The sequence below is a fragment of the Telluria antibiotica genome (assembly GCF_011682055.1).
Taxonomy (GTDB): Bacteria; Pseudomonadota; Gammaproteobacteria; order Burkholderiales; family Burkholderiaceae_D; genus Telluria; species Telluria antibiotica.
In genome coordinates this window covers 1-18,870 of the sequence record NZ_JAAQOM010000016.1, presented here as the reverse complement: position 1 = coordinate 18,870, position 18,870 = coordinate 1, and the positions used below count along the sequence as shown (strand labels likewise).

The 18,870-nt window shown below is 65.1% G+C and carries 16 protein-coding genes; 10 read left to right on the top strand and 6 right to left on the bottom strand.

Annotation, left to right across the window (positions count from 1 at the left end):
* Positions 1-175: 175 nt before the first annotated feature.
* Complete coding sequence (locus HAV22_RS23495; RefSeq protein ID WP_166862366.1) at positions 176-1,750, bottom strand: S8 family serine peptidase; 1,575 nt, start codon at positions 1,748-1,750, stop codon at positions 176-178.
* A 336-nt stretch (positions 1,751-2,086) separates the two neighbouring features.
* On the opposite strand from HAV22_RS23495, the gene HAV22_RS23490 reads away from it, so the two are divergent.
* The 8 genes from HAV22_RS23490 to HAV22_RS23455 all read left to right on the top strand — a co-directional run bounded on the left by HAV22_RS23490 (position 2,087) and on the right by HAV22_RS23455 (position 9,565).
* The gene (locus HAV22_RS23490) at positions 2,087-2,725 is read left to right on the top strand and encodes an ANTAR domain-containing response regulator (protein WP_166862364.1); all 639 of its coding nucleotides are present in this window, start codon (positions 2,087-2,089) and stop codon (positions 2,723-2,725) included.
* Positions 2,726-2,800: 75 nt separating this feature from the next.
* Complete coding sequence (locus HAV22_RS23485; RefSeq protein WP_166862362.1) at positions 2,801-3,907, top strand: S-(hydroxymethyl)glutathione dehydrogenase/class III alcohol dehydrogenase; 1,107 nt, start codon at positions 2,801-2,803, stop codon at positions 3,905-3,907.
* A 109-nt stretch (positions 3,908-4,016) separates the two neighbouring features.
* Entirely contained in the window at positions 4,017-4,529 is a 513-nt protein-coding gene (locus tag HAV22_RS23480; protein WP_166862360.1) for an outer membrane beta-barrel protein, read from the top strand.
* A 120-nt stretch (positions 4,530-4,649) separates the two neighbouring features.
* Positions 4,650-5,231, top strand: coding sequence for an RNA polymerase sigma factor (locus HAV22_RS23475; RefSeq protein WP_166862358.1), 582 nt, complete (start codon positions 4,650-4,652; stop codon positions 5,229-5,231).
* Positions 5,228-5,728: a hypothetical protein gene (locus tag HAV22_RS23470; RefSeq protein WP_166862356.1), complete on the top strand. Its 501-nt coding sequence runs from the start codon at positions 5,228-5,230 to the stop codon at positions 5,726-5,728. Before HAV22_RS23475 ends, HAV22_RS23470 begins: the two co-directional genes overlap by 4 nt.
* Before the next feature lie 34 nt (positions 5,729-5,762).
* On the top strand, positions 5,763-6,563 hold the full coding sequence (locus HAV22_RS23465; RefSeq protein ID WP_166862354.1) for a hypothetical protein: 801 nt from the start codon (positions 5,763-5,765) through the stop codon (positions 6,561-6,563).
* Positions 6,564-6,586: 23 nt separating this feature from the next.
* The gene (locus HAV22_RS23460; protein ID WP_166862352.1) at positions 6,587-7,375 is read left to right on the top strand and encodes a hypothetical protein; all 789 of its coding nucleotides are present in this window, start codon (positions 6,587-6,589) and stop codon (positions 7,373-7,375) included.
* 99 nt (positions 7,376-7,474) lie between these two features.
* Positions 7,475-9,565, top strand: coding sequence for a M13 family metallopeptidase (locus tag HAV22_RS23455; RefSeq protein ID WP_229421388.1), 2,091 nt, complete (start codon positions 7,475-7,477; stop codon positions 9,563-9,565).
* A gap of 66 nt (positions 9,566-9,631) precedes the next feature.
* Here the strand turns inward: HAV22_RS23455 and HAV22_RS23450 are convergent, their stop codons facing one another.
* Together HAV22_RS23450 and HAV22_RS23445 are read right to left on the bottom strand one after the other, a co-directional pair.
* On the bottom strand, positions 9,632-10,144 hold the full coding sequence (locus tag HAV22_RS23450; RefSeq protein ID WP_166862350.1) for a hemerythrin domain-containing protein: 513 nt from the start codon (positions 10,142-10,144) through the stop codon (positions 9,632-9,634).
* 174 nt (positions 10,145-10,318) lie between these two features.
* Complete coding sequence (locus HAV22_RS23445; protein ID WP_166862348.1) at positions 10,319-10,861, bottom strand: SRPBCC family protein; 543 nt, start codon at positions 10,859-10,861, stop codon at positions 10,319-10,321.
* A 291-nt stretch (positions 10,862-11,152) separates the two neighbouring features.
* On the opposite strand from HAV22_RS23445, the gene HAV22_RS23440 reads away from it, so the two are divergent.
* Positions 11,153-13,471 carry a UvrD-helicase domain-containing protein gene (locus HAV22_RS23440; RefSeq protein WP_166862346.1) on the top strand — a complete coding sequence of 773 codons (2,319 nt, stop codon included), beginning with the start codon at positions 11,153-11,155 and terminating at the stop codon, positions 13,469-13,471.
* Between the two features lie 116 nt (positions 13,472-13,587).
* Here HAV22_RS23440 and HAV22_RS23435 read toward each other — a convergent pair whose 3' ends face one another.
* From HAV22_RS23435 to HAV22_RS23425, 3 genes are all read right to left on the bottom strand, one after another.
* Positions 13,588-14,355, bottom strand: coding sequence for a BPSS1780 family membrane protein (locus tag HAV22_RS23435; protein ID WP_166862344.1), 768 nt, complete (start codon positions 14,353-14,355; stop codon positions 13,588-13,590).
* Complete coding sequence (locus HAV22_RS23430; RefSeq protein ID WP_166862342.1) at positions 14,352-15,311, bottom strand: homoserine kinase; 960 nt, start codon at positions 15,309-15,311, stop codon at positions 14,352-14,354. Before HAV22_RS23430 ends, HAV22_RS23435 begins: the two co-directional genes overlap by 4 nt.
* Positions 15,312-15,373: 62 nt before the next feature.
* On the bottom strand, positions 15,374-15,817 hold the full coding sequence (locus HAV22_RS23425; RefSeq protein WP_166862340.1) for a DUF2782 domain-containing protein: 444 nt from the start codon (positions 15,815-15,817) through the stop codon (positions 15,374-15,376).
* Positions 15,818-15,990: 173 nt separating this feature from the next.
* Here HAV22_RS23425 and polA point away from each other — a divergent pair, with 173 nt between their 5' ends.
* Positions 15,991-18,744, top strand: coding sequence for a DNA polymerase I (gene polA / locus HAV22_RS23420; RefSeq protein ID WP_166862338.1), 2,754 nt, complete (start codon positions 15,991-15,993; stop codon positions 18,742-18,744).
* Positions 18,745-18,870 lie beyond the last annotated feature (126 nt).

Below are 18,870 nucleotides of genomic sequence, written 5' to 3'. Positions count from 1 at the left end.
ATTATAGATGACGGCGTCGAGCCTGCGCCGGAAGGAACGGTGAGAATTCGTAGGGTGGGCACCCCTGTGCCCACGCGTAACGTATGCGTCATGCCGCCGTTCGCGCGGGCACGGGGTGCCCACCCTACGAAAAAAGGGCGCCGCAGCGCCCTTTGTCCGACGAGACGGTCGAGGGTTATTTACCGCACCCCAGCGCCTTGATGCGATCGTACGCCGCCTTGGCCTGCACGAGACCGTAGCCGTACTTGGTGTCGCGGCCGGCCGTGCCCAGGTCGAGCGCGCTGTTGTCCAGCGACGTACGGATCTGGGCGCCCGTGCAGGTCGGGAAGTAGCTCCACACCAGTGCCGCGACGGCCGACACGTGCGGCGTGGCCATCGACGTGCCGTCGAAGTAGGCGTAGTTCGATGCCTTCACGGCCACCGTCGCGCTCTGGCCCAGCTGGGCCTTCATCGCGGCGCCATCCGTGTCGGACGCCGTCAGCGACGGGATCGTCGTCACGGTCGTGCCCAGCGTGCCGCTGAAGCTGCCTGCAACGTTGTTGTAGACGATGGCGCCCACGCCGCCGCTGTTCTGGCAGTTGCTGACCTTCGTGGCGAAATCGACGGTGCCGCGCTGGATCAGGCAGACCTTGCCGGAAACGGCCGTATTGACGGCGTCGCCGATGCCGAAGTCGGCCAGCGGCGCGGTGGCGGTCTTGACGGGCGAGCCTTCCATCGCGGACGACGCGTAATTCGTCGTGCCGACCGTCAGCGCCGTGTCGACGCCGGTGCCCATCGGGACCGTCGACAGCACGGACACGCCCGGACCGGCGATCTCGACGTCGCTGTTGTACTGCGAGAACGAGGCGACGACCTTGTTTTCGTCCACGGCCGCCACCGACATCACGCTGCCGTAGCCGGCCGGGTAGGAGGTCGTGGCATTGCCGTCGTTGCCGGCCGCCGCGATGGACAGCACGCCCTTGGTCTGCAGGCTGTCGAAGGCGCGCTGCTCGGTCATGCTTTTCGCGCCGCCGCCCAGCGACATGGTGATGATGTTGGCGCCCGCCGCGCCGCACTTGTTGGCGGCGTTGGCCAGCGTCGACGAGTAGGTCCAGGCGCCGTCCTTGCCGAACACTTTTACGATGTGCAGCTTGAGCTGCTTGTTCGGGTTCACGCCGACGACGCCGAGGCCGTTGTTGACGCCCGCGATCGTGCCGAACACGTGGGTGCCGTGGTGGGTTTCATCCGTGTACCACCAGCCGGTGCCGGAATCGTATTCGCCCGTGACGTTGGCGCCGTTGTCCTTCAGGTCTTCGTGGCTGAAGTCGACGCCGGAGTCGATGATGCAGATCTTGCGGTTGCTCGTATTCGCGTCCGACAGCTGGTCGGCCTGCACGAGCTTGATCCCGTACGGGACCAGTTGCCCGCTCGTGTACGGCACGCCGGTGGACGGCGTCGTCAGTGAGAACGGCTTGCGGATGACGTCCTCCTCGACGTACTCGACGTTCGGATTGTGCTGCAGGCCCTGCAGCGCGACCGTCGGCACTTCGACCGCCATCGCGTTCATGTTGAAGATTTCCTGCTTGACCGCTCCCCTTGCGGCCGCGACAGCGGATTTGACATTGCCAGCCGTTCCTGGCTTGAAGGCGACGATCACGCGGGTGGTGTCGGGCGCGGCCGACGCACTGCCTGCGAACGCGACGGCGAGTGCCGCAACGCACAGCCCGAGGGCCGGAACGATTGTCGATGCGCGAGTGTGTTTCTGATTCATCGGTGCTTTCTCCGTGATTGGGTATCGTTATTGCAGCTCGCCTTGTGGGCGGCATGCTTTTGGTATGACTCCTCAAACAACCGATACATCTCGCCACCCGTATCGGGCAGCGCGGGTCAGTTTATTTTGAGAACTTATGCATATGCAATTCGTTTTCAATCGTGCGCACCCCCTGTTGCACGCCTGATGCAAAACACATTGCGCTAGCGCATATGTCGTGAATTCATTTGACTTGGCCGCTTGTCAACGTGATATATTTTTGGCGCGCCTCAGCGCCATCCGGCCCGTTGCAGTGCAGCGGACGCGTTTTTCCTCACCGCTGCGAGAACCACGACAATGAGCGCGCAACCACCTTCACGCCGTCTTATCCTGCTCGTCGACGACGACCCCCTGTTCCTCGACTACCTCGTTACCGTGCTGGGCCATGCCGGCCACGACACCCTGCCGGCCGCGTCCGCCCCCGAGGCGCTGCAGCGCGTGGCCGAACGCGAAGCCGACATCGCGCTGGCGCTGTTGGACATCAATATGCCGGGCATGTCCGGCCTCGACCTGGCGCGCAGGCTGAAGGAGCACACGTCGGTTGCCTTCATGTTCCTGTCATCCGTCGACGACGCCGACACGGCGCGCGAGGCCGCCAACCACGGTGCCGTCGGTTTCGTCGTCAAGCCTGTCGATGCCGCGCGCCTGCTGCCCGCGTTGGAATCGGCGCTCGCGCGCGCCGACGAAATCCGCCAGCTGCGCCGCACGGAAGCGAATTTGAATGCCGCGCTGGCGGCGGGCCGCGAGACGAGCCTCGCCGTCGGCCTCCTGATGACGCGCTTCCAGACGGACCGCAATACAGCGTTCGAAGTGCTGCGCGACCACGCCCGCGCCAGCCGGCGCAAGGTCAACGAAGTGGCCGAACAGCTCGTCGCGGCCGAGGAATTGCTCAACAGCCTGCATGGTGCGTTCGCGGGACGGTTGAAGGGAAAATAGAAGGCGGGCTACGCGTACTTCCCCGCTTGGTTATCATGACAAACTTTCTTGCACCACTTTCCGAGGACAGAACACATGAAAACCAAGGCAGCGATTGCATGGCAGGCCGGGAAACCGCTGACGATCGAAGAGGTTGAACTCGAGGGACCGAAGGCGGGCGAGGTGCTCGTCGAGGTGAAGGCGACGGGCATCTGCCATACGGATTACTACACGCTGTCCGGCGCCGACCCGGAAGGCATCTTCCCCGCGATCCTGGGCCATGAGGGCGCCGGCGTCGTCGTCGACGTCGGCCCGGGCGTGACGAGCTTGCGCAAGGACGACCACGTCATCCCGCTGTACACGCCGGAGTGCCGCCAGTGCAAATTCTGCCTGTCGCAGAAGACGAACCTGTGCCAGGCGATCCGCTCCACGCAAGGCCGCGGCCTGATGCCGGATGCGACGAGCCGCTTCTCGCTGGACGGCAAGCCGATCTACCACTACATGGGGACGTCCACCTTTTCGAACTACATCGTCGTGCCGGAGATCGCGCTGGCGAAGGTCCGGTCGGACGCGCCGTTCGACAAGATCTGCTATATCGGCTGCGGCGTCACGACGGGCATCGGCGCTGTCATCTTCACGGCGAAGGTCGAGGCGGGCGCGAACGTCGTCGTGTTCGGCCTGGGCGGCATCGGCCTGAACGTGATCCAGGCCGCGAAGATGGTCGGCGCGGACAAGATCATCGGCGTCGACATCAACCCGGGCCGTGAAGAGATGGCCCGCAAATTCGGCATGACGCACTTCGTCAATCCGAAGAACGTGGAGAACGTCGTCGACACGATCGTGCAGCTGACGGACGGCGGCGCCGACTATTCGTTCGAGTGCATCGGCAACGTCACGACGATGCGCCAGGCGCTGGAGTGCTGCCACAAGGGCTGGGGGCAATCGATCATCATCGGCGTGGCGGACGCGGGCAAGGAGATCGCGACGCGGCCGTTCCAGCTCGTCACGGGGCGCGTGTGGAAAGGCTCCGCGTTCGGCGGCGCGCGCGGGCGCACGGACGTGCCGAAGATCGTCGACTGGTATATGGAAAACAAGATCAACATCGACGACCTGATCACGCACCACTTGCCGCTCGACCGGATCAACGACGGCTTCGACCTGATGAAGAAGGGCGAATCGATCCGTTCCGTCGTCGTCTACTGAAACCCGTCACAATGTTGTCATCGCACTAATTTATTGTTTCTTGTATAATTTCCGACTCGCAATAATCGCCTGCATCGCACGCGGTTCAATGACAAAGAGATCGGAAAACATGTTCAAGAAATTTGCAGTGGCGGCAGCACTGGCCGCAATCGCGTCTTCGGCGTTTGCCGCGGGTCCGACGGGCTTTTATGGCGGCGTGGACGCCGGTTCGACCCACGTCGACAACGTCAACGTCCATGGCACCAGTTTCGGTGCCCTGATGGGCTATGGCGTCAATCCGAACGTCGCCTTTGAATTCGGCTATCGCCGGCTGGGCACCTGGGATGTCTACGGCGGCGGGTTCGACGGCGGCACCGTGAAAATCGACCAGATACAGCTGACGGTGGTCGGTTCTTACCCGCTGACGCCGCAGCTGGACATCTTCGGCCGCGGCGGCTTCAACGACCTGTCGACCGAGTGGTCGGCGCGGGGCCGGACCTATAACCCGGATAGCAAAGGCGGCACCCTGTATGGCGTGGGCCTGGCCTACCACTTCACGCCGACCGTGTCCGGCCGCGTCGAATTCCAGAAGCCGTCGAGCGATTCGACGAACTTCAGCCTCGGCGTCGTCGTCAAGTTCTGATCATCGGTCACTGACCGATCCCTCCGGCGCTGTTCCCCCAGCGCCATTTATTTCTTGTAAATATCCGGGAACTTTTCGGCGGTGCCGTTCAAATATAAGAAAAGAACGAACGGACCCGACGTGAACGAATCCGACGATATCGAACTGCTGCGCGCGATCCGACAGGGCGACGCGGGCGCATTCCAGAGTCTTTACCGGCGCCACAGGAGCGGCCTGTACAGCTTCGCGTTGCTGCACAGCGGCGCGCCGGACGTCGCGGCGGACGTCGTGCAGGAAGTCTTCATGGGCCTGCTGGGCGACAGCTACGGCTTCGATCCGTTGAAGGGCATGCTGGCCAACTTCCTGTACGGCGTGGCGCGCAACCTCGTGCTGGGCCATGCGCGGCGCAACAGCCGCTGGGTGCAGCCCATTGCGGACGATGACGAGGACGATGCGTTCGACCAGGTCGACACGGCAGCCGGCCCGCTGGCGAGGCTGCTCGACGACGAGGCGGCCGAGCATCTGCGGCGCGCGCTCGCGGCCCTGGCGCCGCATTATCGCGACGTGCTGATTCTGTTCGAGTTGCAGGAAAAGTCGTATCAGGAAATCGCCGAGATCTGCCAGCTGGAGATCGGCACCGTGCGGTCGCGCCTGGCGCGCGGTCGCGCCGCCCTGGCGAAGGCGCTCGCGCCGTACCGGGCCATTGCAAAGGACATCGCATGAACATGTTCGAATTCGACGACGGCCGCGAAAACGGGCAGGGCCGGGCCCCCGAATGGGATGCCGCACGCCGCACGCTGGCGCACGCGGCCCCGCCGGACGCCGTGGAGCAGGCATTGCTGCGCGCGTTCGCCAGGCATCACGCACCGTTGCCGTGGTATCGCCGCTGGAGCGCGGAAGACCTGGCGTCGTGGGCGGGCATCGGTGCGGTCGGATGCGCGCTGGCCATCGTCGGCATGAGCCTGCTGTCCGGCGGGGCGCCGTCGGCACGCATCGTGCCGGCGCTGGCGGCGGCCGACGACGGGTTCGTGTCGCTCGTGCCGCCGGAACGCATGGCAGCCGCGGTGGACCCGCAGCTGAAGCAGGCCGACCTGCCGCGCGCGGCCCTCGTGCAGATGGGGATCCCGATCGTGGCGAACGTGCCGGACGAACTCGTGCACACCGAGATGATGGTGGCGGCCACGGGCGAGCCGCTGGCGATACGGCTGGCCGTGAACTGATTCTTCGCGTTTGATGTTTTCCATGGAGGTGGTGATGAGACGGATATTCTTGTCCGCGGGACTCGCCTTGCTCGCACTGGCCCCGGTGGCCCATGCGCAGCAGGGCGGTGCGGCGGCGGTGCCGGCGAGCGATGCGCTGGAAGTGATGCTGTTGAAGATCAGCGCGTCGTCGCGCTGCGCCGACGGGTGCGCGGTGCGCGGCCTGCCCTATTCCGCGCAGCGGGTGACGGAGTCGGTCAAGGTGCTGGCCGACGGCAACCGGATCGTGCAGCGCCACACGGAAAAGCTGTACCGCGATTCCGACGGACGCACGCGGGAAGAGTCGGAATGGAAGGGCAAGCCTCTCGTGCAGATCCAGGATCCGGTCGCGGGCATGAGCTACCGCCTGTATCCGGACACGAAGACGGGCTACCGGATGGCCATCGCGGCGCCGGCACCCGCCGCAGCCGGCGCGGCGGTGACCGGTTCGACGGCCGCAGCGGCCGGCGCCACCCGCGTGGCCGGGCAACTGTCACCCGCGCTGGCGGGCGGCATGGCGGCGGCCACGACGCAGATGCGTTCGCTCGGCACGAAGCAGATCGACGGCATGTCGGCCGAGGGCACCCAGGCCACGACGACCACGCCGGCCGGCGCCATCGGCAACGTCCTGCCGATGGTCAGCACGGTCGAGACGTGGATCGCGCGTGACCTGCGGGTGCCGATCCTGCTCAAGATGGACCACCCGTTCATGGGTGAAAGCGTGACGCGCCTGCAGGACATCTCGCGCCTCGAACCCCCGACGGCCCTGTTCACCGTACCGGCCGACTACACGGTGCGCGACGTCGCGCGCCGCTGAACCAAACCAGGAAAGGAAAGACCATGAAAGTTTTCTCGATGCTGTTCAGCCTGGCGATCGCCTGCCAAGCGCTGCCGATCGCGATGCACGCCGCTGCCGCACAGGAGAGCGACGACACTAATGCGGTCGGGGCCGCGATGAGCCTAGCCGCCATGGACCAGTTCGGTCCGGTGCGCCTGCGCAATGAGTACAACTATGCGGTCGCCAAGCTCAAGAGTCGTGACGGCAAACCACGGGCGTACACGTACGACATCGTGACGGACACGACCATGGCGCTTGCCGGCGGCAACGCGACGAAATCCCAGACCAGGGAGTCGCACGCCTTCGACAAGACCGGCCGCTCCCGCACCGCGTGGACGCAGGCCGGCGTGGAACGCATCGCCATCGCCGACCCGGCCACGCAGACCGCCTACCTCATCTGCCCGGAACGCAAGGAGATCCTGCGCATGACGGGCCTGACGTCGGCATTGCAACCGGGCTCGCTGGCGGCAGCGCAGCTGCCGGACGCGGCCACGCTCGCTGCAAGCACCGACCTCGGCGAGAAAGAAATCGGCGGCGTCAAGGCCCGTGGAAGCAAGTCGGAAACCACCATTCCCGCTGGCGCCCAGGGCAACGACAGGCCGCTCGTGCACACGACGGAAATGTGGTTTTCCACCGAACTGGCAACGCCCGTCTACATGCATTTGTCCATGCCGGAATTCGGCGACATGATCACACGGGTCGAAAACCTCAAGTTCGGCGACGTTCCGGCCTCCACGTTCGCCTTGCCCGAAGGGTATGCGATGCGCGACATCGTGCCCGAGACGAAATAGCATTCATCCTGTCGGCATTGCATGAATGACCACAGCATGGCAGCATGACGAGCCACCCACGAGGTGGCACCGTCTTCCAGCCATTTGACAGGATTATTCATGAGATTCTCCATCCGACTCGCCGTCTGCGCCTTTCTTTCCGGATGCGCCACCATGGCCGCCGCCCAGGCGCCGGCCGCATCGGCGCCGGCCACCGAGCGTCCCGCCACGTCGTTCCCGTACACGCCCGGCCTGGACGTCAGCTCGATGGACCGCAATGCCGACCCCTGCGTCGACTTTTACCAGTACGCCTGCGGCGGCTGGATGAAGAACAACCCGATCCCGGCCGACCAGGCACGCTGGTCGGTGTACGGCAAGCTCGCGCTGGACAACCGCCGCTACCTGTGGGGCATCCTGGAAGACCTGGCCAAGCGCCAGGACGGCCGCAACGCGAACCAGCAAAAGATCGGCGACTACTTCGGCGCCTGCATGGACGAGCGCGCCATCGAGGCACGGGGCGCCGCGCCGTTGCAGCCTTACTTCGACGAGATCGCGACCTTGCGCTCGAACCGCGACCTGCCGCGCGTGCTGGCCCGGCTGAAACTGGGCCTGGACGATCCGGGCCTGTTCTTCGGCCTCACGTCGAGCCAGGACTACGCCGATTCGTCGCGCGTGATCGCGTTCGCGTACGCGGGCGGCCTGGGCCTGCCGGACCGCGACGCCTATTTCAAGACGGACGCCAAGTCGAAAGAGATCCGCGCCAAGTACGTCGCGCACATCGCGAACACGTTCCGGCTGCTGGGCGACGCGCCCGCGCTGGCGCAACGCAACGCGGCGCGCGTGATGCAGATGGAGACGACGCTCGCGAAGGCGTCGCTGGCGGCCGTCGACAAGCGCGATCCGTATAAATTGTTCCACAAGGTCGATGCGCGCGGCCTGCAGGCGCTGACCCCGGGCTTCGACTGGCACGCCTACCTGGCCGCGCTGGGGCAGGGCGGTCTCACCACGTTCAATGTCACGGAACCCGCGTTCTTCAAGGCGCTCGGCAAGATGTGGAAGACGAGCGACGCCGACGCCACGCGCACCTATCTGCGCTGGCACGTGGCGCGCACGATGTCGCCCGTGCTGGCGTCGAACTTCGACAACGAGCACTTCGATTTCTTCAGCAGGACGCTGCGCGGCGTCCAGCAGCAGCAACCGCGCTGGAAGCGCTGCGTGGGCCTCGTCGACCGCCAGCTGGGCGAAGCGCTGGGCCAGGAATTCGTCAGCCGCGCGTTCTCGCCCGAGCTGAAGGAGAAGGCGCTGCACATGACGCGCCAGATCGAGGACGCGATGAAGCGCGACATCGAGGAACTCGACTGGATGAGCGCGGAGACGAAGCAGCAGGCGTTGACGAAGCTGGCCGCCATCGTCAACAAGATCGGCTACCCGGACAAATGGCGCGACTATGGCGCCTACGTCGTCAAGCCGGGCGACTTCGCCGGCAACGTCGAGCGGGGCAACCGCTTCGAGATGCAGCGCCAGTTCGCGAAGATCGGCAAGCCGCTGGATCGCGCGGAATGGTCGATGACGCCGCCGACCGTGAACGCGTACTTCGATCCGCAGATGAACGACATTAATTTCCCGGCCGGTGTGCTGCAACCGCCGCTGTTCGATCCGCGAATGGACGACGCGCCGAACTACGGCAACACGGGCGGCACGATCGGCCACGAGCTGACGCACGCGTTCGACGACGAAGGCCGCCAGTTCGACGCGCACGGCAACCTGAAGGACTGGTGGACGAAGAAGGACGCCAAGGCGTTCGAGGAGCGGGCGCAGTGCATCGTCGACCAGTACGCGCAGTACACGGTCGTGGACGACATCAAGATCAACAGCAAGCTGACGTTGGGCGAGGACGTGGCCGACCTCGGCGGCCTGATCCTCGGGTGGATGGCGTGGCAGACGGAGATGGCCGCCATGCCGCAGAAGGCGCAGCTGGAAGCGGGGCGCGACGGCTTCACGCCCGAACAGCGCTTCTTCATCGGTTACGCGCAATGGGCTTGTGAAAACGATCGGCCGGAAAACCTGCGTGTGAGCGCGATGACGAATCCGCACTCGCCGGGCCGCTACCGCGTCAACGGGCTGATGGTGAACATGCCGCAGTTCCAGCAGGCGTTCCAGTGCAAGGCGGGGCAGCCGATGGTGAAGGAGAAGCGCTGCCGGGTGTGGTGACCGGCATCGGCCATCGACATGAAAACGCCACCCCGCGGGTGGCGTCATCGATGGCACGCAGTACGTTCAGGGCCGCGCCGCGCGGTCGCTGAGCTGTGCCTGCAGGTGCACGAGGTTGGCCTCGAAGGCCTGCATCTCGAGGCCGATCGACGTCAGGTCGAGCTTGGCCTGCCGCAGTTCCGGGAACAGTTGCTCTTCTTCCTGGCGAATGTGGCTGAGGACGGCATCCAGCATCTCGCGCACGAGCGGTTCCGCGCGCGCGTCGTCCATCGACATGCCTTGCAGCGTGGCCAGCAGGTCGTCGACGGCGAGGTGGTCTTCCTCGAAGCGGGCGATCAGGTTCGGGTCGACGCGCCGCACGCCCGGGTAGAACACGCCTTCCTCGAGGCGCGAATGCATGTGGATGGCCTGGATCAGTTGCGTCGCCGCCTGCTTCTTGACGTCGGCGCTGTGCGTGTTCTCGTATTTCTCGGCGAGCTTGCGGACCATGTCGTGGTCGCGCAGCAGGGCCTGGACCGGATTGTCGACCGGAAACGAGTCGCGTAATGTCGGCCTTGTCGGGGCGTCTGTGGTTGCCATGGGAAATCTCCTCAACGGTTGCCCGGCATATTCCGATATGCCGTCAGGGTTTCATCCTACGCCCCGTTCACCCATGTCGCATGTTCGCGAACGCACCCAACGCACGTGACTGCAACGCCCGCCTGACCAAAAAAACGCCGCCTCGCGGGCGGCGTTTGTGCGGGAGAACGGCGTTCAGTGCTGCGAGATGCTGCCGCGCCAGGCGCCCGTTTCCTTGCCGCGTTTCTCGAGCATGTCCTTGAACTTCTGCAGGTTGCCGCGGGCTTCCAGCCGGACGGCACCCAATGCGTCGCCGATCTTCTCGGCCGCGCCTTCGGGCTGGTAATCCATCTGCAAGGTGATGCGGGTGACGTCGTCGGACAGCTTGTGGAAGGTCACCACGCCGCCGTTCGGCACGCCGCTCGTGCTGCGCCAGGCGATGCGCTTGTCGGGGATCTGTTCCGTGATCTCGGCATCCCATTCCTTCTCCTCGCCGGCCACGTTGGCTTTCCAGTGCAGGCGCTTGTCGTCCAGCTGGCGCACCTCATGGACGCTGCCCATGAATTGCGGGAAGTCCTCGAACTGGGTCCACTGGTTGTAGGCGGTACGCACGGGGACGTTGACCTCGATGGTTTCGATGATCGACGAGCCCATGCCCGATTTATTGCCTTTGAGTTTTTTCGACAGCATCATGCCGCCGACGGCCAGCGCGGCGACCGTCACTACACGGTTCAGCATTTTTACCTCCTTATGCCAAGAGCGTTCGGTTGCAAAATACAAAAGTGGTCCAGGCCTGAAAAAGGCTGGACCGATGAAAAACTTCATCTGTCTTTAACTTACGTGAAAAGCTGCCAACATGGCGCCCGCGAGCCGTGTGGAAATATTAAGTGACGATGCGCGACGCTTTGGAAAGTTCACCAACCGGGCTTGCGCCGGGCCAGCATGCGGGTGTTGTGATACTGTATATATCATCAGTAAAAATGCCGCCATGGCGATGCCGAGGGCGGGTCCCGACGTTATAATGCCCGCATGAATCTCCTCGACAACCTGAATCCCGAACAACTGGCGGCCGTCACGCTGCCGTCCCAGAGCGCGCTCATTCTTGCGGGCGCCGGGTCCGGCAAGACGCGGGTGCTGACGACCCGCATCGCCTGGCTGATCCAGACCGGGCAGGTGTCCCCGGCCGGCATCATGGCCGTGACCTTCACCAACAAGGCCGCCAAGGAGATGCTCACGCGCCTGTCGGCCATGCTGCCGGTGAATACACGCGGCATGTGGATCGGCACGTTCCATGGCCTGTGCAACCGCCTGCTGCGCACGCACCACCGCGACGCGGCGCTGCCGCAGACGTTCCAGATCCTCGACTCGCAGGACCAGCTGTCGATGATCAAGCGCATGCTGAAGGCGCTGAACGTGGACGACGAGAAGTATCCGGCGAAGGACCTGATGTACTTCATCAACAACGCGAAGGACCGGGGCCAGCGCGCGCACGAGGTCGAGGCGTACGACCACGTGCAGAAGCGCATGGCCGAGCTGTACGACCTGTACGACCAGCAGTGCCAGCGCGAAGGCGTCGTCGACTTCGCCGAGCTGTTGCTGCGCGCCTACGAACTGCTGCAGCGGAACCACCCGCTGCGCCAGCATTACCAGATGCGCTTCCGCCACATCCTCGTCGACGAGTTCCAGGACACGAACGACCTGCAGTACAACCTGTTGAAACTGCTGGCCGGCCACGGCGAGCAGCGCGGCGGCGCCCTGTTCGCCGTCGGCGACGACGACCAGAGCATCTATGCGTTCCGCGGCGCGAACGTCGGCAACATGCAGGCGTTCGAGCGCGACTTCGAGGTCAAGAACCTGATCAAGCTGGAGCAGAACTACCGCTCGCACGGCAACATCCTCGACAGCGCCAACCACCTCATCTCGAACAACGCGAAACGCCTCGGCAAGAACCTGCGCACGGACGCGGGGCTGGGCGAGCCGGTGCGCATCTACGAAGCGTCGTCCGACCTGGAAGAGGCGCAGTGGATCATCGACGAAGCCAAGAGCCTGATGGCGGAAGGCGTCAGCAAGAGCGAGATCGCCGTGCTGTACCGCTCCAACGCGCAGAGCCGCGTGATCGAGCACGCGCTGTTCGCGGCCGGCCTGCCGTACACCGTGTACGGCGGCCTGCGCTACTTCCAGCGCGCCGAGGTCAAGCACGCCATCGCCTACCTGCAGCTGATGGACAACCCGCACAACGACTCCGCCTTCCTGCGCGTCGTGAACTTCCCCACGCGCGGCATCGGCGCCCGCTCGATCGAGCAGCTGCAAATGGCGGCCGAGACGTACCGCGTGTCGCTGTACGCCGCCGTACCGTACATGACGGGCAAGGCCGGCACGGCGCTCGGCAACTTCGTCAAACTGATCGAGAGCGCGCGCTTCGAGACCCAGCAACTGCCGCTGCCGGAGATGGTGCGCGTGGTGCTCGAGCGCAGTACCTTGCTGGCGCACTACGCCAACGAGAAAGAAGGCCAGGAACGGATCGAGAACTTGCAGCAGATGGTCGGCGCCGCCACGCAGTTCGTGCAGGAAGAGGGCTTCGGCACGCAGACGCCGGCACACCTCGGGCCGCAGGCATTGGCCGCGAGCGGCACGGCGATCGTCGACGGCGACGGTATCGACGTGCTCGACGCGGACGCGCCGCTGTCCACCGTGATGTCGCCGCTGTCGGCCTTCCTCGCGCACGCGTCGCTGGAAGCGGGCGACGCGCAGGCGCAGGCGGGCCAGGAAGCGATCCAGCTGATGACGGTGCACTCCGCGAAGGGCCTGGAATTCGACGCCGTGTTCATCACGGGCCTGGAAGAAGGCCTGTTCCCGCACGAGAGCAGCGCGCGCGAAATGGATGGCGTCGATGAGGAACGCCGGCTGATGTACGTGGCGATCACGCGCGCGCGCCGGCGGCTGTACATGAGTTTCACGCAGCAGCGGATGCTGCACGGCCAGACGCGCTTCAACATGAAGTCGCGCTTCTTCGACGAGCTGCCGGAACACGCGCTCAAATGGCTGACGCCGCGCGTGCAGACGAACTGGTTCGCCGGCCGCAAGTCGACGACCGCCTGGGACGATACTACGTTCCGCGAAGGGGGCGTCGACAACCAGATCGCCAAGCAGATCACGCAGAAGTCGAGCAATGGCAACGGCACCGGCTGGCGTATCGGCGAGTCGGTGAGTCACGCCCGGTTCGGCGAGGGCGTGATCGTCAATATCGAAGGCGGTGGCACCAATGCGCGTGCGCAGATCAATTTCGGCGCGGCGGGAATGAAGGTGCTCGACCTGTCGGTGGCCAAGCTCGAACGGATTGGCCGATAACCGGTCGTCGGGTCGGTGTTCAAACGTCCGCCCACCCTACGGCATCGCAGCAATCGTAGGGTGGGCACCCCGTGCCCACGCGTGACGCGTGCGTCACGTTGGCGTTCGCGAGGGGGTCACACCGGCTGCGGCGTCTCGTCGGCCGGCTTGCCGAAGATCGTGCGATAGCCCGCGTACATCGCGCACTGCAGCAGCAGCACGAACAGGAAGATCAGCCACATGAGCACGACTCTTCCGATGGCGGCGTCGCGGAACACCAGCGCAGCCACGATGCACACGCCGAAGAAGATGCCAAACCACGTCGCCAGCAGCACGAGGAATGGCCGTGCCGTGCGGATGACGGCGAAGAAGCTGTAGAACGTGGCCTTGCCCGGCCCCATGTGCTTCCAGTAGGTGAGCGGGGCGGCGAAGCACAAGGTCACCAGCACCGCGACGTCCAGCAGGAACACGCCGAACAGCGCAAGCATGTGCGACGTCTGGATGTCGGGTGGGGTCTTGGCATCGGGCGGCGGCATCATCTGCACGAGCACCTCGGGCGGGATCGCCAGGCGCGTGACGACCATCATCAACAGCGACACACCCAGGTACACGAGCCCCAGCTTGCACAGCGCCGCCACCACCGGCCGGCGGAAACCCGTCAGCAGCACGGCCGGGGTGACGCGGTCGCCGTTCTCGATCATCAGGCAGGCCTGCATGAAGGCCATCGAGAACGACGGGATCAGCACGACCGCAAGTACCGAACCCAGGAACGGCACGGCCGACAGGCCGATGCTGAACAGGATGTTGGCGAAGAGGAGCGTCATCAGCGCGGCGGGCTGCTTGCGGAACAGGCCGATGCCTTGCTTCAGCCACTCCCATCCGGTACGTGCGGGTAAATCGTTCATGCTGTGAGGTCGGGGGCGCCGTGCGCGATGCGTTCGCGCAGGACTCTTTCGAAGTGGGTGGGATCGTGCGGGGTCAGCATTTCGGCCGCGCGCGGACGGTGGAAATCATACAGGCGCGACAGCCAGAAGCGCAGCGCCGCGGCGCGCAGCATCGGCTGCCAGGCCGCGTGGTCCGCTGCCGTGAACGGCCGGACCGCATGGTACGCGCGCGTCAACGCGACGACGCGCGCGTCGTCGAGGCGGCCCGTGTCGAGGTCGATGCACCAGTCGTTGACGGTGACGGCCAGGTCGAACAGCCACGTGTCCCAGCCGGCAAAGTAAAAATCGAAGCAGCCGGACAGGCGTTCGCCGACGAACATCACGTTGTTGCGGAACAGGTCGGCGTGGACGGGGCCGCGCTCGAGTGCAGCATACGTCGTGCCGGCGGCGAAGTCGCGCTGGAAGGCCAGTTCGGCCTGCAGCAGCGTGGCCGTGCCGGCGTCGAGATACGGCAGCACCTTCGGCACCGTCTCGATCCACCAGTCCAGCCCGCGCAGATTCGGCTGGTGCAGGGGGAAGTTGCGGCCGGCCAGGTGCATCTTCGCCAGCATCGCGCCGACTTCGGCGCAGTGGACGGGTTGCGGATCCATCTGCGAGCTGCCGTCGAGCTTGCTGACGATGGCGGCCGGCTTGCCGTGCAATGCGACGACGAGTTCGCCCGCATCGTTGGCGACGGGCGCGGGCACGGGAATGCCGCGGTCGGCCAGGTGGCGCATCAGCTGCACGTAGAACGGCAGTTGCTCGAAGTCGAGATTTTCGAAGATGGTGAGGACGTACTCGCCGCGTTCCGTCGTCAGGAAGAAGTTACTGTTTTCGATGCCGCTCGCGATGCCCTTCAGGGCGACGGCTTTACCAAGAGGAAACTGCTTGATCCACTGCGAGAGGTCATCCAGCGTGACCGGGGTGAAGACTGCCATTGTGTAAGAAAGAAAAGTCGCTGTAGCGGCCACGTTCGGGTGGCCGGTCCTGTTGACGGCGGTTACTTCTTCTCGGGCGCGGTGGTAGCCGGCATGGGAGGAGGAGGCGGCGCGTCGGCCGTCGTCGGGGCGTTGGTGCCGGATTCGCTCGTGGCTTTCCGCTTGCCCGACAGGTCGAACTCACCCACTTTCCACTGCGGTGCGCGGATCGAATTCGTCTGCGCATTGCCGGGCTGGGCGTTCGGTTTCATGTAGTAATGGCTGCCACCGGGCGTGGTGACTTCGACTTCGGTGACCTGGCCGCCTTCGCGCGTTTCCTTGATCTCGGTGCCGCGCTTCGGCGGGATCGTGGTCGCGGGAATGTCGCTGCCCGGCTCGATGCGCTCCAGCTTCGGCGGCGCCGGGCTCGGAGTCGGCTGCGCGGGCTGCTGCTGGGCCGCGGCCAGGCCGGCCTGCGTGGCCAGGAACAGCGCGAGAGTGGCGAAGCGGATCGGGGTACGCGGCATGATGGTCACCTTTGTCGTTTAGTTCATTGTAACAAACCACGCAACTTCTCTGTGAAAAGTGTGGCTTCGTCCCCATCTGGATAACATAGCCGGACCATCCTGTTTCCACTCCCGATTCTGCGATAATGGCGGACGTTTGCCGTGCCGCCGCGGCCCATTTTCGATTCTGCCCCATGGACAATACCCTGCTTCTCGTCGACGGTTCCAGCTACCTCTATCGCGCCTTCCACGCGCTGCCCGACCTGCGCAGCCCGGACGGCCACCCGACCGGTGCGATGCACGGCATGGTCAACATGCTGCGCCGCCTGCGCGCCGACTTCCCGGCCGCGTACATCGCCTGCGTGTTCGACGCCAAGGGCAAGACGTTCCGCGACGACCTGTACCCGGAATACAAGGCAACGCGCGCATCGATGCCGGAAGACCTGGCCAGGCAGATCGAGCCGATCCACGAAGTCGTGCGCCACATGGGCTGGCCGATCCTGATGGTCGAAGGCGTCGAGGCGGACGACGTCATCGGCACCCTGGCCGCGCAGGCGACGGCGCGCGGCCTCAACACGGTCGTCTCGACCGGCGACAAGGACCTCGCCCAGCTCGTGAACGACAAGGTCATGCTGATCAACACGATGAGCAACGAAAAGCTCGACGAGGCGGGCGTGCTCGCGAAGTTCGGCGTGCCGCCGAACCGCATCATCGACTACCTGACCCTCATCGGCGACACGGTCGACAACGTCCCCGGCGTCACCAAGTGCGGCCCGAAGACGGCCGTCAAATGGCTGGCCCTGCACGGCTCGCTGGACGGCGTCATCGAGAACGCCCACACGATCACGGGCGCCGTCGGCGAGAACCTGCGCGCCGCGCTTGAATGGCTGCCGAAGGGCCGCGAACTGATCACCGTGAAGACGGACTGCGACCTCGTGGGCCATGTCGTGTCGATCGAAGAGACCTTGATCGGCCGTCCGGAAGACAAGGACGCGCTGCGCGACTTCTTCCAGCGCTACGGCTTCAAGACGATGCTGCGCGAGATCGGCCCCGGCAACGCGGCCAAGTACGGCACGCCCGGCGCGCCGGCGCCCGCGCTGAATTCGCCGGAAGGCGGCACGCAACCCGGCATGCCGATCATCAAGGGCGAGTACGAGACCGTCACCACCGAGGAAGCGTTCGCACGCTGGCTGGACCTGATCGACAAGGCGGCGCTGACGTCGGTCGACACGGAGACGACGTCGCTCGACCCGATGATGGCGGAGATGGTCGGCATCTCGCTGTCCGTCGAACCGGGCAAGGGCGCGTACATCCCGCTCGCGCACCGCTACGCGGGCGTGCCCGAGCAGCTGAACCGCGAGGAGGTCCTCGCGCGCATGAAACCGTGGCTGGAAAATCCGGACAAGCCGAAGCTGGGCCAGAACCTCAAGTACGACAGCCACATCTTCGAGAACCACGGCGTCAAGCTGCGCGGCATCGTGCACGACACCTTGCTGCAATCGTACGTGTTCGAGTCGCACAAGCCGCACGACATGGACACGATGGCGCTGCGCCACCTGGGCTACACGACGATTCCGTTCGTCGACGTGTGCGGCAAGGGCGCGAACCAGATCTGCTTCGACCAGGTCGAGCTCGCGCGCGCGACGGAATACGCCGCAGAGGACTCCGACATCACCCTGCGCCTGCATCACGCGATGATCGGCCACGTGGAAAGCGACACGGGCCTCGACCACATCTACCGCAAGATCGAGCTGCCGACGTCGGTCGTGCTGCAGAAGATCGAGCGCAACGGCGTGCTGATCGACGCGGATAAACTGTCCGCGCAGTCGAACGAGCTCGCGGCGCGCATCATGGCACTGGAGCAGCAGGCGTATGAACTGGCCGGCGGCCCGTTCAACCTCGGTTCGCCCAAGCAGATCGGCGAGATCTTCTTCGGCAAGCTGCAGCTCCCCGTCATCAAGAAGACGGCGACCGGCGCTCCGTCGACGGACGAGGAAGTGCTGCAGAAGCTGGCGGAGGATTACCCGCTGCCGAAGATCCTGCTGGAGCACCGGGGCCTCTCGAAACTGAAGTCGACGTACACGGACAAGCTGCCGAAGATGGTCAACCCGAACACGGGCCGCGTGCACACGAACTACGCGCAGGCCGTGGCGATCACGGGCCGCCTCGCGTCGAACGATCCGAACCTGCAGAACATCCCCGTGCGCACGGCCGAGGGCCGGCGCATCCGCGAAGCGTTCGTCGCGCCGCAGGGCAGCGTGATCGTCTCGGCCGACTATTCGCAGATCGAGTTGCGCATCATGGCCCACATCTCGGAAGACGAGGCGATGCTGCGCGCGTTCGCGGCCGGCGAGGACATCCACCGCGCCACCGCGGCCGAGATCTTCGGCGTGCCGCCGGAAGAGGTGCAGAGCGAGCAGCGGCGCTACGCGAAGGTCATCAACTTCGGCCTGATCTACGGGATGAGCGCGTTCGGCCTCGCGCAGAACCTGGGCATCGAACGAGGCGCCGCCAGCAACTACATCGAGCGCTACTTCCAGCGCTTTGCCGGCGTCAAGCGTTACATGGACGAGACGCGCCTGCTGGCGAAGGAGCGGGGCTATGTGGAGACCGTGTTCGGCCGCCGCCTGTGGCTCCCCGAGATCAACTCGCCGAACGGCCCGCGCCGCGCCGGCGCCGAACGCGCCGCGATCAACGCGCCCATGCAGGGCACCGCGGCGGACCTGATCAAGCTCGCGATGATTGCCGTGCAGGACTGGATCGAGCAGGAGGCCCTGGCGACGCGCATGGTGATGCAGGTGCACGACGAGCTGGTCCTCGAAGTGCCGGAAGCGGAGCTGGAACTCGTCAAGCGGAAGCTGCCGGAGCTGATGGGTGGCGTGGCCGCGCTGAAGGTGCCGCTGGTGGCGGAGACGGGTGTGGGAGCCAACTGGGAAGAAGCTCACTAATCGTAACGTGAAAGAACGTATCCAAAAGACGTGCGGATGCCTGGCCGGGGTAGGCCATCAAAAATTGTGCAGCTCGCGACTCAGGCAGGTTGGTCGATCAGACCGAATTTCTTGAGAGCCTTGATC

Excerpts from the sequence above, each read along its gene's own strand:
- HAV22_RS23490 (WP_166862364.1), top strand. The coding sequence starts at position 2,087 with ATGAGCGCGCAACCACCTTCACGCCGTCTTATCCTGCTCGTCGACGAC.
- HAV22_RS23430 (WP_166862342.1), bottom strand. The coding sequence starts at position 15,311 with ATGGCAGTCTTCACCCCGGTCACGCTGGATGACCTCTCGCAGTGGATC.
- HAV22_RS23445 (WP_166862348.1), bottom strand. The coding sequence starts at position 10,861 with ATGCTGAACCGTGTAGTGACGGTCGCCGCGCTGGCCGTCGGCGGCATG.
- HAV22_RS23480 (WP_166862360.1), top strand. The coding sequence starts at position 4,017 with ATGTTCAAGAAATTTGCAGTGGCGGCAGCACTGGCCGCAATCGCGTCT.
- HAV22_RS23465 (WP_166862354.1), top strand. The coding sequence starts at position 5,763 with ATGAGACGGATATTCTTGTCCGCGGGACTCGCCTTGCTCGCACTGGCC.
- HAV22_RS23425 (WP_166862340.1), bottom strand. The coding sequence starts at position 15,817 with ATGCCGCGTACCCCGATCCGCTTCGCCACTCTCGCGCTGTTCCTGGCC.
- HAV22_RS23455 (WP_229421388.1), top strand. The coding sequence starts at position 7,475 with ATGAGATTCTCCATCCGACTCGCCGTCTGCGCCTTTCTTTCCGGATGC.
- HAV22_RS23485 (WP_166862362.1), top strand. The coding sequence starts at position 2,801 with ATGAAAACCAAGGCAGCGATTGCATGGCAGGCCGGGAAACCGCTGACG.
- HAV22_RS23450 (WP_166862350.1), bottom strand. The coding sequence starts at position 10,144 with ATGGCAACCACAGACGCCCCGACAAGGCCGACATTACGCGACTCGTTT.
- polA (WP_166862338.1), top strand. The coding sequence starts at position 15,991 with ATGGACAATACCCTGCTTCTCGTCGACGGTTCCAGCTACCTCTATCGC.
- HAV22_RS23440 (WP_166862346.1), top strand. The coding sequence starts at position 11,153 with ATGAATCTCCTCGACAACCTGAATCCCGAACAACTGGCGGCCGTCACG.
- HAV22_RS23460 (WP_166862352.1), top strand. The coding sequence starts at position 6,587 with ATGAAAGTTTTCTCGATGCTGTTCAGCCTGGCGATCGCCTGCCAAGCG.
- HAV22_RS23495 (WP_166862366.1), bottom strand. The coding sequence starts at position 1,750 with ATGAATCAGAAACACACTCGCGCATCGACAATCGTTCCGGCCCTCGGG.
- HAV22_RS23435 (WP_166862344.1), bottom strand. The coding sequence starts at position 14,355 with ATGAACGATTTACCCGCACGTACCGGATGGGAGTGGCTGAAGCAAGGC.
- HAV22_RS23470 (WP_166862356.1), top strand. The coding sequence starts at position 5,228 with ATGAACATGTTCGAATTCGACGACGGCCGCGAAAACGGGCAGGGCCGG.